The sequence below is a fragment of the Caldisericaceae bacterium genome, assembly GCA_036574215.1.
Classification (GTDB): domain Bacteria; phylum Caldisericota; class Caldisericia; order Caldisericales; family Caldisericaceae; genus Caldisericum.
Window position 1 is genome coordinate 43,115 of sequence record JAINCR010000103.1, and the last position, 12,340, is coordinate 55,454.

At 31.8% G+C, this 12,340-nt stretch carries 11 protein-coding genes; 8 read left to right on the forward strand and 3 right to left on the reverse strand.

The genetic code is table 11. From position 1 onward, the window contains the following. Positions 1-12: 12 nt before the first annotated feature. From rsmD to K6343_06330, 3 genes are read right to left on the reverse strand one after another with little or no spacing between them, the layout of a single operon-like run. Positions 13-585: a 16S rRNA (guanine(966)-N(2))-methyltransferase RsmD gene (rsmD, locus tag K6343_06320; protein MEF3245572.1), complete on the reverse strand. Its 573-nt coding sequence runs from the start codon at positions 583-585 to the stop codon at positions 13-15. Next, positions 585-2,948, reverse strand: a complete 2,364-nt coding sequence (recG, locus tag K6343_06325; protein MEF3245573.1) for an ATP-dependent DNA helicase RecG — start codon at positions 2,946-2,948, stop codon at positions 585-587. The genes rsmD and recG overlap by 1 nt, the downstream gene beginning before the upstream one ends. After that, on the reverse strand, positions 2,945-4,114 hold the full coding sequence (locus tag K6343_06330; GenBank protein MEF3245574.1) for a phosphopentomutase: 1,170 nt from the start codon (positions 4,112-4,114) through the stop codon (positions 2,945-2,947). The genes recG and K6343_06330 overlap by 4 nt, the downstream gene beginning before the upstream one ends. A 144-nt stretch (positions 4,115-4,258) precedes the next feature. Here K6343_06330 and K6343_06335 point away from each other — a divergent pair, with 144 nt between their 5' ends. The 8 genes from K6343_06335 to tmk form a co-directional block, all read left to right on the forward strand. Further along, complete coding sequence (locus tag K6343_06335; GenBank protein MEF3245575.1) at positions 4,259-5,014, forward strand: lipoate--protein ligase family protein; 756 nt, start codon at positions 4,259-4,261, stop codon at positions 5,012-5,014. Positions 5,015-5,024: 10 nt separating this feature from the next. Next, on the forward strand, positions 5,025-6,617 hold the full coding sequence (locus K6343_06340; GenBank protein MEF3245576.1) for a peptidylprolyl isomerase: 1,593 nt from the start codon (positions 5,025-5,027) through the stop codon (positions 6,615-6,617). 1 nt (position 6,618) lies between these two features. Further along, the gene (locus K6343_06345; protein MEF3245577.1) at positions 6,619-7,461 is read left to right on the forward strand and encodes a SurA N-terminal domain-containing protein; all 843 of its coding nucleotides are present in this window, start codon (positions 6,619-6,621) and stop codon (positions 7,459-7,461) included. Continuing rightward, positions 7,458-8,243 carry a hypothetical protein gene (locus tag K6343_06350; protein MEF3245578.1) on the forward strand — a complete coding sequence of 262 codons (786 nt, stop codon included), beginning with the start codon at positions 7,458-7,460 and terminating at the stop codon, positions 8,241-8,243. The genes K6343_06345 and K6343_06350 overlap by 4 nt, the downstream gene beginning before the upstream one ends. Next, a complete protein-coding gene (locus tag K6343_06355) occupies positions 8,233-9,759 on the forward strand; it encodes a hypothetical protein (GenBank protein MEF3245579.1) in 1,527 nt (508 codons plus the stop codon). The genes K6343_06350 and K6343_06355 overlap by 11 nt, the downstream gene beginning before the upstream one ends. Beyond that, complete coding sequence (locus tag K6343_06360; protein ID MEF3245580.1) at positions 9,756-10,376, forward strand: deoxynucleoside kinase; 621 nt, start codon at positions 9,756-9,758, stop codon at positions 10,374-10,376. Before K6343_06355 ends, K6343_06360 begins: the two co-directional genes overlap by 4 nt. After that, on the forward strand, positions 10,363-11,856 hold the full coding sequence (locus K6343_06365; protein MEF3245581.1) for an AAA family ATPase: 1,494 nt from the start codon (positions 10,363-10,365) through the stop codon (positions 11,854-11,856). The genes K6343_06360 and K6343_06365 overlap by 14 nt, the downstream gene beginning before the upstream one ends. Then, the coding region (gene tmk, locus K6343_06370; GenBank protein MEF3245582.1) for a dTMP kinase at positions 11,856-12,340 on the forward strand (485 nt) is incomplete at its 3' end. The genes K6343_06365 and tmk, both read left to right, overlap by 1 nt.

Below are 12,340 nucleotides of genomic sequence, written 5' to 3' on the forward strand. Positions count from 1 at the left end.
TTTACAAGATTTTTAATATTGTTTAATTTCTTTAACATAATAACTTATAACAATTTTTCCATATGTTTTTTCTTTAAATTTACGCAGAATAAAATCACCTTCATACATATCCAAAAGTTTCTCGTAAATCGCATGCTCAACGATAACAACTGCAAATTCGGCAAGATACTTGAAAAAACACAATTTTTCTAAGGTTAAACTGGATAATAGAGTCTTATAAGGGGGATCAAGAAAAACAAAATCAAAAAAGACATCCTCATTAAAATTTCTTAAAAATTTAAAAACGTCCTCTTTAAAAATTTTTATTTGCTTTTCAATTCCAAACTTCTTTATATTTTTAAAAATAGTATTTACCGCCTCATGATTTTTTTCAACAAAATAAGCAAATTTTGAGCCTTCACTTATCGCTTCAATTCCAACTGCACCAGAGCCTGCAAATAAATCGAGGAAAGTTTTACCTACAATTTCAAAACGGATAACATCAAAAATTGCTTCTCTCACTCTATCAGAAGTGGGCCTAAGAGTAAGATGCCTTGGTGGAGAAATGAGTTCTATTCCTTTAAATGCACCTGAAACTATTCTCATTAGCCTACCTCAATAAGCAAAATAGCATCTTCATACTTTTTTGAAATTATCCTCTTAAGTTCTTCAACACGCTCTTCTTCCCACGTTATCTCTTTATTTATCATCGATAAAGCTTCACTTCGAGCTTGCTCAAGTAAAGTAATACTATCTTCTTGCATAAGAGAATATAAGTGCAAATTTGATAAACCAGATTGTTTTGTCCCAAAAATCTCACCTTCCCCCCGCAGGCGCAAGTCCTCCTCTGCAACTTCAAAACCATTATTTGTTTTCTCTAATATTCTCAATCTCTCAACACTCTCTTTTGAAGGAGTTCTTACAATAAGCAAGCAGTAGGATTGAAGGTCACTTCTTCCAACACGACCTCTCAATTGATGCAAAGTTGCAAGCCCAAAACGATCTGCATCTTCAACAACAATTACTGTTGCATCTTTGACATCAACTCCAACTTCAACTACAGTTGTTGAAACAATTGCCTGAATATCACCATTTTTAAAATCATCAATGACTTTCTGTTTATCAACCGAAGGCATCGCACCATGCAATTTTGCAATTTTATAATTCTTAAGATGTGTGTTTTTCAATTTATTAAAAAGTGTCTCAACCGATTTTACTTCTAAAGAATCTGAATCCTCAATTAATGGGCAAACTATGTAAGCTTTATGGCCTTTATTAAGCTCTTCTTGAACAAGGGAATAAGGACTTTCTTCATCATTTAAGAATACCTTCGTTATAACTGGCTTTCTTCCTTTAGGTAAAACTCTTATTTCACTTATATCCAAATCACCATACAAAGTTAAAGCAAGAGTTCTTGGAATAGGGGTTGCACTCATAACAAGGGTGTGAGGTTGTATGGCTTTATTCTTTAATGCCCCTCTTTGCATAACACCAAACCGATGTTGCTCGTCAACAACAACAAGGCCAAGCTTCTTAAACGATACGTCTTCCTCAATTAGAGCATGGGTTCCAATAATTATATCAATATTCCCATTTTGAAGATCATCGAGTATTTTCAACCTCTCTTTTCTTTTTGTGCTTGAGGTCAATAAAGCAATGTTCATATTGAGATTTTTAAAAATATTGAGTGCATTTTTGAAAGTTTGCTCTGCGAGAATCTCGGTAGGACTCATTATCGCTGATTGAAAACCATTTTTATAGGCAACATAGGAAGCAAAAAGAGCAACAACAGTTTTACCAGAGCCTACATCGCCGTGAATTAATCTATTCATAGGATGATGAGAAGAAAAATCCTTTAGTATGTGAGACATTGTCTTTAGTTGGTCGGAAGTTAATTCAAAAGGTAGCAAAGAAGAAAACTCATCAATAAAAGAATTTTTAGTTGTAAAAGCATAACCTTCAAGTTTTTTAAAAGTCCTTTTTCTATTCAGAAGTAAATACTGGAGTTCAAACAATTCATTAAAAATAAGTCTTTTCTTTGATTTACTTATATCCTGAAATGATTGTGGAAAATGTATGTTTCTTATAGCAAAATCTAAATCCACCAAGTTATTCCTTTCCAAAACCTGCTTATCAATATAATCAAAAATTTTGTATGGAATTGAGTCTATAAAATTCTTAATTTTAGACCTCATTACTTTTTCGTTTAAACCTTCTGTTAAAGAATAAATCGGGGTAATTCTTAAAGCATTTAAAGGCTCTTTTCCTTCTTCTACAATTTCATACGCTGGTGAAGGCATTTCCCACTTGCCGTAAGAAAATTGAACCTTGCCATAAAGGTAAAGCTCCATTCCTACTTTGAAAATCTTTTTTAGATAACCTTGGTTAAACCAAACAGCAATTATAAAACCCGTTCCATCAGTTGCAAGGACAGTTAAAATATTCAATTTGCCTTTTTTTTCTTCAATATTTCTTATTCTTACCTTTAGCAGAGCATTTTCGCCTGTTGTAAGATTCACGATTTTTTTAACATCTCTTAAATCTAAATATTCTCTTGGAAAATACATGAGTAAGTCGTAAGCAGTTTCTATACGAAGTTTGTATAGTTTTTTAGCAAGCTCAGGTCCAATTCCTTTTACATACTGAACGGGGATAAAAAGTTCAGATAGTTTTGTTTTCTTTAAACTATTTTCTACTTCATTTGAGATTTTAGATTGCCTAACGTGGCTATCTTTCTTTAAATTAGATTCAATTAAAGACAAACATTCCCTAATGATAATTTTTCTTTCTTCGGAAGTCCTCTCATCGTAATCTTTAAAAAGTTTTGTTAACTTTCTTTTTAGGTTTACATCATCTAAATCAGTAAGAGATTTCAGAATAAATTTATCCAAACCTCCAATTACAGCATCGTTATTGCAACCACGTTTAAGTTCAAGTCTAAGTGGATTAGTAAGTTTTTCAAAATTCATTTATAAATTAGATTTAAAAAACTCTCTCCATTAATTCTTTCCACGTTAAAGATCTCAGAAATCGTTGCAGAAATGTCGGCAATTGATTTACGTAAACCTAGGTTAACATTAGGTTGGATATGTTTCCCATATACTATTAGAGGAGTAAATTCTCTTGTATGGTCGGTATGATTCTTAAAGGTAGGATCACAGCCATGGTCTGCTGTTATCAAAAACATATCGTAGTCCTTCAAACCATTAAGTATTTTAGGTAGATAATTATCCACATCTTTCAAACCTTTTCCATACGATACAAAATCTCTTCTGTGCCCCCAATTTGCATCAAATTCAACAAGATTCGTAAAAATAATGCCATGGTAATCTTTATTTATCTCTTGAATAGTTTTCTCAAGACCATCGGTATTGTTATCGGTATGAACGGATTCAGTTAGACCTGTTCCTGCAAACAGATCATGGATTTTTCCAATTCCAACTACATTTAATCCCTTTTCCTTAATAAGATCAAGCACGGTTTTGTGAGGTGGCTTTACGGCATAATCCCTTCTTTCCGAAGTCCGAATAAAACCAGTTTCTAAAGATCCTACAAATGGACGAGCAATAACCCTTGCAACTTCATGTTCACCAATGCAAACCTCAAACCTTGCAATCTCGCACATTCTGTATAACTCTTCAAGTGGAATTACATCTTTGTGGGCTGCAATTTGAAACACAGAGTCTGCAGATGTATAAACAATTGGATTTCCAGTTTTTTTATGTTCTTCATAAAACTCTTTTATGATTTCTGTGCCAGAAGCAGGTTTGTTTCCAATCACTTTTTTATGAGTTAATGCCTCAAATTTTTCAATAACCTCTTTAGGAAACCCATTTGGATATGTAGGAAAAGCCTTTTTTAGAATTACACCAGTCATCTCCCAATGTCCACTAATTGAATCCTTCCCTTTAGAATTTTCTTTTAATCTTCCATATGAAGCGATATAATTTCCAGGTTCATTGAAAATTACACCACGCAAACCCAATTTTTCAAGATTTGGAAAAGTTAAATCCGGATTGTATTGAATCGTATGTAAAAGGGTGTTTGCTCCCCAATCACCGTATTCAATAGCATCTTCTGCTTCACCTGCACCGACGCTATCAAGCACTAAAATTATAACTCTTTTAATTTCCATTGCTACCTCCCATTGCATAACATCGCTTTTATTATTATAATTAAATTGACTGTTTTGAAAACTTTTTGCTTTTAAGATATTTTAGTTAAAATTATAAAGATGTTTAGATTAATCGATACCAAAGAAAACAATGGAGCATTTAACATGGCAATAGATGAAGCCCTGTTAATTGCCCAAGCAAAATATGGTTCAAGTCCCGTTTTGAGGGTTTACAAATTTGTTCCTCCAACTCTTTCAATTGGCTATTTTCAATCGGCAATTAAAGAAGTTGATTTTGAAAGTTTAACAAAAAAAGGTTATGGTTTTGTAAGAAGACCCACAGGAGGAAAAGCTGTCCTACACGACAGAGAATTAACATACAGTATTACAATTACATACCCACATAGAATACTCAAGATGAACCTGTTAGATTCATTTCACCACCTTTCAACAGGGATAATAAAAGCAATAGAATACCTTGGAGGAAACGCATACTTTTCTAAAAAAGAGGACAAGAATTTTTCTAATCCTTCTTGCTTTGCTTCTCCAACGTTTTCTGATATCTTACTTAATGAAAAAAAGGTTGTAGGTTCAGCACAGATGAGAAACAAAATTGGTTTGTTGCAGCACGGTTCAATAATTTATGAGGTTGATGTAAGAGACATTTTTGAGTGCTTCAATCTTGAAGAAAAAACAAGGCAAAGACTTATAGAGGATGGTCAAAATAAAATTACTTCACTCTCACAAGAATTAAAAAGAAAAATAACCTTTGAAGATGTTAAAATTAACTTAATCAAAGGCATGCAAGAAATTCTAAACGAAGAGATTGTTGAAAGTAAATTAACTTCTTTAGAACTTGATATTGCATACGATTTATATAAAAACAAGTATAATACTAAAGAATGGAATTTTAAAAGATGAGAGGTGAAATATGGGAAAAGAAAGTAAAATTAGACAACTTAGAAAACAGGGTAAAATACCTAAAGTTGTGCATAATAGGAAGCCTTCTAGGTTAGCAAGAATTATTGTTCCGATATTAATATTTCTTTTTATTTTTGGAATAGTATCATCTGTATGGGGGTATGTTGAAAAAGATACAGTTGCAAAGGTCGGAAGAGAAAGCATTACATTTAACCAAGTAGACCAGTATCTAAATTACTATAAAGATCTCTACAGCCAGCTTGGACAAACACTAACTGCCGCACAAGAACAACAATTCAAAGAGAGTATTATTAATAACCTCATTGAAGAATCCCTTCTGGTCCAGTATGCAAAAGACCACAATCTAAAAGCAGACGAAGCAACTTATAAGAAAAACTTAAGCGATCAAATTAATAGTTATATCGACCAGCAAAAAAAGCAAATTGGGGAAGCTAATTTTAATAATTATGTAACTGCTCAATACGGTTCTCTTGATGCATTCAAAACATACCTTGAGAAGGTCTTTGGACCATCAGTTGAAAGACCATTACTTGCCGATGCCGCATTAAATGATAAGAACAAAGACATTAAAGTAACAGACGAGGAAATTAAAAAGTTTTTCAATTCTGTTAAAGAAGTCTCTGCAGAGCATTTACTTGTTTTGTTACCAAATAATAGGGCTGAACAAATAGCAAATGATATTTTAAAAGAGATTAACGAGAAAAAATCAACAAAAGATTTTAACTTCAAGATTTTTGCAGAGAATAAAGTCAAGGAAATAAACGACAAAGAAGGTAAAGAAGTTTTAAAGTATGAAAACCTTGGATATTTTGGAAAAGGAGTTATGGTTAAAGAATTCGAAGATGCCGTTTTTAATGAAAATGTAAAAGTGGGAGACATTATAGGTCCTGTAAAAACAGAATACGGATTTCATATCATCCATATCTTGGGGGAAAAGACAGTTCAGGAAACATACGATCAACCAGAAAAAGTCAATGTGAGGATGGTCAAATTTAATTTTACTCCAAATGATAGTAAATCACAAGATTTAGCGTACACCTCAGCAAATAGCATATCAATCCAAACAAAAAGGGGAATGGACTTTATTGAAGCAGTAAAAAGATTCTCACAGGATGAAGCAACAAAAAACAACAATGGAGAAACAGGATACTTTACTAAAGAAGAAAGACCTGAGATATTCAACGCAGTAATTAAACTAAAGAAGGGAGAAATCACTTCCCCAATTAAAACTCAAGATGGTTATGTTGTTGCACAGTTAATCGATATTCAACCTGCTAAAGAAGCTACACTCGCTGACAAAGATACCTACGCAAAGGTAAAAGACGAGCTCATAAACGTAAAGAAGCAAGAGGTTAAAAAGGCATTCATTGAAGAACTTAAAAAACAATACGGAGTAAGGACAACAAATCCTGGAAGAATTATTGCTAATTTCTTAAGAAAATTTGTTGCAACTCCATTCAACAATTTACAAGCTTGGATAAATAGCTTATCCAAATCATCTACTATCACCCCTTCTAACCCTAGCACAGGAACAGATGGGACTGAACCTCTACAACCCATAAACCCTTCTTCAGGAAGCTAACATGAAAAGCAGTCAAACTTTTAAGAAAAAAAGGAAAATAAATATTAAAAAATTATTAATTCCTATCTTATCACTATTGGTTATTGTTGCAATATTTATAAGTGTTTACACCTCGGTATTTTTGCCATGGAACAATGTGTTTCTTGAAGTTGATAAAAATAAAATAACTTACGATGAAATAAATTACCAAATTTACCTTGCAGCAAAAACTCTGAACGCACAGCTGCCTAGCCTCACTTCATCAGATCCAAAAGAACTCGTTGCAGCAAAGAATGTGTTGCAACTTGCATATGTAAATACCATTTCCGATACAATTCTTAAGAATTTATCGGAGAAAAACAATCTGAAGGTTTCACAAACTGAAATCAATAACTACGTTAATAACCTAAAGGAAGAGATAGGAAAAGATTTTACCAATAAAGACCTTGCTCTTGAAGACTTCTTGATAACTATTAATGTAAGCAAGAATTCTTTTCCTAAGATCGTAGAGAAACTTCTTTTAGCTAAAAAAGAAGAAGATGAACTTACCAAAAATATCTCAGTGAGCGAAAAAGAGGTTAAAGATTTTTATAACGATTTCTGGACTGCCTATACCAGTGATCAAAACAAAAAAGATGCGTACTTTAAAGAAAACTACTCACTTATAGAGAAGGATGCGTTAACAAATAAGAAAAATAATTATGTAAACCAAACCCTTAGGCAAACACTAATTCGGGATAATATAAATTTAATAAAGGTTGATAACCCCTACAAAAAACTTATGAGGTTCTGGTATGGGACTTTCTTGGGAACAGATATTCCTGAAATCTATAGAATAACAAACATACAAGATCTTTTGACATGAAGAAAACACTGTTTACAATCGTAATTCTCCTTGTAGTTTTTTTACTTATGTTTGTTGTTGAGGAGGTAGATGTTAGTGATAAAAGTTTAAATACAGGGGTTGCTGGTGCAAAGGTCAATAACTTCATTACGGATCCATATGGGAAAACTGTTTTTTTGAATTTCTCATTTGCAAACCTTCTAAGCGTTGAAAGGATCGGTTACAAAACAACATTGGTCAAATTACCATTTAGATTACTTTTTAGAAAAACTGATGTTCAATTAGAAGAAGGAGACGCTCAATACATTAAAGAGCAAATAAATTCATGGCTTGGAAGTGTTATAGACTACAAATACACTTTCCAAAACATAACGAAAGATAAAAACTACACATTTACGCAGATAATTGATGGAGACAACATCTACACTAAAACCTTATATACCACAAATGAAAAAACTACTTCTTTAGAGATTTTTGTTTTAAATGGAAAGGTGTACACAAAAGAAGACGGTGGCTCACTAAGAGAAATTACAGAAAATAAAGAAGATTTCTTAGATTCTAACTTAATTCTTATCCCTTTGTCAGATGTAATTTACGATTTCTTTTCTGAGGTTAATGAAAAAGTGATTTTTGAAAGCCCTCAAAAAATTGTTTTTATAGGTAAAAATGCTAATTTAACTATGGAACTATTAACCGACGGACAGCCAGAAAAATTTACTTTAGAAGTATTAATGCCTGTAGAAGAAACCTCTATTTTAACAGTTGACTTAAAAAATACATCGGTGAGCATAAATGAAAACTGAAAGTGATCTTGAAGCAATTATTGAAAACTTCTTTGATGATTATTACTATACTTTTTCTTCATGGGCAACATTGAGTGGTATACACAGGTATGACTACAAATTATCAAGTTTAACAAAATCTGATATAAATACTTTAAAAACAACCATAGGAAACACTCTAAATAGTTTAAAACTATTTGAAGAGAAAAGTAGAAATTACAAAACTCAAGATATAAAAATATTTAGGAAATTTCTTACAAATTTAGGAGAATTTTTGAACTCTGGCCTAACAGATAATATTCCGTTCATTATCTATGATACTGCTATTGGGATCCTTTCAGTTGCCTTAACGGAAGCAAAACCAGTTAGCATAAAAAGTAGCAATTTCAGCGAAAGGATTAGCGAACTAAAGAAAATACCACAAACAATTACAGAACATACTGAGTCATTCTCAGAATTAACAGAAAACTCAATATTAGAAACTTTAGACAGACTTGGGTTATTCATTGACCACTTTTCTGCTTTCTTTTTATCAAAAAGTGATGTAGATAAACGCAAAAACCTTAAGAACGAAAGAACAGAAGTAAAAGAAACAATCGAATACATACAAAAAATCTTAAAAGGCTTGAATAAAAATAATTTTTCAATCAATGTTAAACCGTATATTACCTTAAACAATTTTGAAAATAGTTCACCAATAGACCTTAAAAAGACGCTTGAAAAAAATCTCAACATTTTAAGTCAAGAGATCGTTAAAAAAGCAAGAGAAATAAGAATAACTGCTCCTTACTATGAAACACTAAACGAAACAATCACTTCCTTAGAAAAAGTAAATGAAAAAGACATTTTAGAAATCATTGAGATTGTTGAGAACCTACAAACAAAACTTTTTGGTTTAAAAATAGAAACCCAATGGAAAATCAATTTCGTTCCAAGAGAAATCTTCGATTTAATTGATGAATTCAATCTTTACGTTTTTGGAGCAGGTGAATTTGATAATAAAAATGAGATTGCAATATACATAAGTGAAGAAATAAATATTAATAAATTCATCATCGATTTTATAAACCACGGAAGTATCGGAAAGGGGTACATCAACCAATACATGCAAAAAAGCCAATCTAAAAGAAAATACATCATAAACCCTGTTGTAGTTCAAGGGTTCATCACTTACATAAGAAAACTTGCCTTTGAAGAAATAAAAAATAAATTTTCGGAACAATTTGAATTGTATTACTATTACTATGAATACGTAAACACATTACTTGCATATATTTTTAATGAAATTTTCTTTAGAAACATACCAACTTTTGAAATAGAAAATATAATTAATAATGATAGAATAATAATCGAAAAGGAAAAATTTAAAGAAAAATTGACTTTTGATTTAGGAAATACATTTTTGGGTATGCAAGGAAACTACATCATTACTGAACTAAAAAATAGCACTAAAGTTAAATTAGAAGAATTTAATAAAAAACTAGTGGAGAACGTGTTGGGTCAGTTAAGTGTTCTAGAAAGAAAATTAAAATCATGAAACCTAAATTTATTGTTGCCATTGCAGGAAATATTGGTTCTGGAAAATCAACATTATCAAAATACCTGAGTGAAAAATGGGGGTTTAATGTTTTGCCAGAACCTGAAGCAAAAAACCCTTTTATAAAGAAATTTTATAAAAACCCTGAAAGATGGGCATTTCACTCTCAACTTTTTTTTCTTACGGAAAGAGCAAATCTACAACTGAAAATTGAAAAAAACTATTCTAATATCATTCTTGATAGAACTATATACGAAGATGCAGAAATATTTGCAAATTTGCTCTTAAGTAATGATGAGTATAAAATATACAAAAAAATTTACGAGAACTACATTGAATTAATTACCCCTCCCAATTTTGTCATTTATTTAAAAACTTCAGTAGATACACTAATGAAAAGAATAAAAGAGCGTGGAAGGAGTTATGAAAAAAATATTAAAAAGAGTTATATAAAGAAGTTAAATGATTTGTATGATGAGTGGATAACAAAATTTTCAATAGCACCTGTTATAACTATTGACACAGACCAATATGAGATATATAGTTTATTTGGTGATATAGAAGACGTAAGAAAAAAAATTGAAGTATTTTTCTGGAGAATAAATGAAAGAAAATGAAGTAGATTTTGAAAAAGAAGCTTTTTTAAGAATATTACCAGAGGATATAAAAAATAAACTCGTTGAAATTGGGGGTTTTGAGTCTCTAATTGAAGTTGTACTTGATTTGGGTCGGTATCCTGAGGCTCGCTATACTGATAAGACAATTTACTTAAGGGAAGAGCCAGTTACAAGAGAAGAAATTAATGAGACTTTAAATAAAATAGGCGTCTTTGATAGAGATCACAGGGCAGGAATTGAAAAAACTCTCCATAGAATCTCTGGCATTTTCAATAGAAAAGGTGAGGTTATTGGTCTTACCTGTAGAGTCGGAAGAGCTATTTACGGCACCATTGACCCTCTTAAAGACATTATCGTTAGTGACAAGAATATTCTACTTTTAGGAAAACCGGGTGTAGGAAAAACTACCTTATTAAGAGAAACTGCACGCGTCCTCAGTACAGAACTTAAAAAAAGAGTTATAGTAATCGATACCTCAAACGAAATTGGCGGAGATGGTGATATTCCTCACCCAGGTATAGGCAGCGCAAGAAGAATGCAAGTGCAAACTGGAGTTCCGCAAGAAGAAGTTATGATTGAGGCAGTCGAAAACCACTTCCCAGAAGCTATCATTATTGACGAGATAGGTCGAATAGAAGAAGCAAAGGCATGTAGAACTATTGCAGAAAGAGGCGTTCGATTAATTGCAACAGCGCATGGAAATAGTATTGAAAACTTAATGGTCAATCCAACCTTACAGGACCTAATAGGCGGAATTACCTCCGTTACATTAAGTGACGAGGAAGCCATAAGAAGGGGCACTCAAAAAACAGTCTTAGAAAGAAAATCACCACCAACTTTTGATGTCCTTATTGAGATAAGAGAAAGAGGGGTTTATGCCATATACAACGATGTTGCAGAAACAGTTGACGCTATTTTACGTGGTTTTCCAGTTTTTCCTGAGATAAGAAAAGCTTCAGATGAAATCAAACCCAAAAAAGAAACAGCAGAAAACTTTGAAAATACTTTAAAAAATAGAGAAGAAAAGCAAGAACTAAAAATTTTTGTTTTAGGTATCAATTCTAGTTATGTTGAAAGAGCAATCCATGCGGTTAGAATTGGTGGAAAAATCGTAAAAGATTTAGAAAAGGCAAACTTGATACTATGTGATAAGAAATCACTTGAAAAAAGAAAAGATTTACTTGAATATGCTTCAAATTTGGGAATTAAAATAAAAGTATTAGAAAAAACTTCGTTAAGTGGCATAAAAGAATTTTTAAAAAAATCGTTTAAAGTTAAAAAGAATGAAAAAGTTATTAACTTTACAGATATAGAAAATCTCGTGGAGGAGATTACAGCAAGTGGTGTTTCTAAAGAATTAGAAGGAGAGGAAGAAGATCTTAAAGAAATTGCCGATTTTATTGAAAAATTTGGCTTAGTAACAGAGTTAGTTGGATTAAAACCTCACCTTAGACTCTTAATCTACCCAAGGAGAAAATGATGTTTATAACTTTTGAAGGAATAGATGGTGCAGGAAAAACAACTCAAGCAAAATACGTTAAAGAATTTTTAGAGAATCTTGGTTATAGGGTAATATTAACGAAAGAACCAGGTGGAACAAAATTTGGAGAAAAAATAAGAAGTATTCTTTTAACTGAAGAAATGGATGGGTACTCTGAGTTTTTACTGTTTGCAGCTGATAGAAACATGCATGTTAAAACATTAATAAAACCAAAACTTAAAGAAGGTTATATTGTATTATCAGATAGATTTGCGGAAAGTTCGATTGCATACCAAGGGTTCGGAAGAGGTGTTGATCTTGATTTTATTGAGAGAGTTCACAATGAAATTCTTTTAAACACATACCCAGATTTAATATTTTTAATTGATATTCCTGTAAAAGTTGCTTTAAACAGGTTAGAATCAAAAGATAGAATAGAAAAATCGGGAGAAGATTTTTTACAGAGGGTTAGGAATGGTTATCT

Excerpts from the sequence above, each read along its gene's own strand:
- K6343_06340 (MEF3245576.1), top strand. The coding sequence starts at position 5,025 with ATGGGAAAAGAAAGTAAAATTAGACAACTTAGAAAACAGGGTAAAATA.
- K6343_06345 (MEF3245577.1), top strand. The coding sequence starts at position 6,619 with ATGAAAAGCAGTCAAACTTTTAAGAAAAAAAGGAAAATAAATATTAAA.
- K6343_06365 (MEF3245581.1), top strand. The coding sequence starts at position 10,363 with ATGAAAGAAAATGAAGTAGATTTTGAAAAAGAAGCTTTTTTAAGAATA.
- K6343_06350 (MEF3245578.1), top strand. The coding sequence starts at position 7,458 with ATGAAGAAAACACTGTTTACAATCGTAATTCTCCTTGTAGTTTTTTTA.
- rsmD (MEF3245572.1), bottom strand. The coding sequence starts at position 585 with ATGAGAATAGTTTCAGGTGCATTTAAAGGAATAGAACTCATTTCTCCA.
- K6343_06360 (MEF3245580.1), top strand. The coding sequence starts at position 9,756 with ATGAAACCTAAATTTATTGTTGCCATTGCAGGAAATATTGGTTCTGGA.
- K6343_06335 (MEF3245575.1), top strand. The coding sequence starts at position 4,259 with ATGGCAATAGATGAAGCCCTGTTAATTGCCCAAGCAAAATATGGTTCA.
- K6343_06355 (MEF3245579.1), top strand. The coding sequence starts at position 8,233 with ATGAAAACTGAAAGTGATCTTGAAGCAATTATTGAAAACTTCTTTGAT.
- K6343_06330 (MEF3245574.1), bottom strand. The coding sequence starts at position 4,114 with ATGGAAATTAAAAGAGTTATAATTTTAGTGCTTGATAGCGTCGGTGCA.
- recG (MEF3245573.1), bottom strand. The coding sequence starts at position 2,948 with ATGAATTTTGAAAAACTTACTAATCCACTTAGACTTGAACTTAAACGT.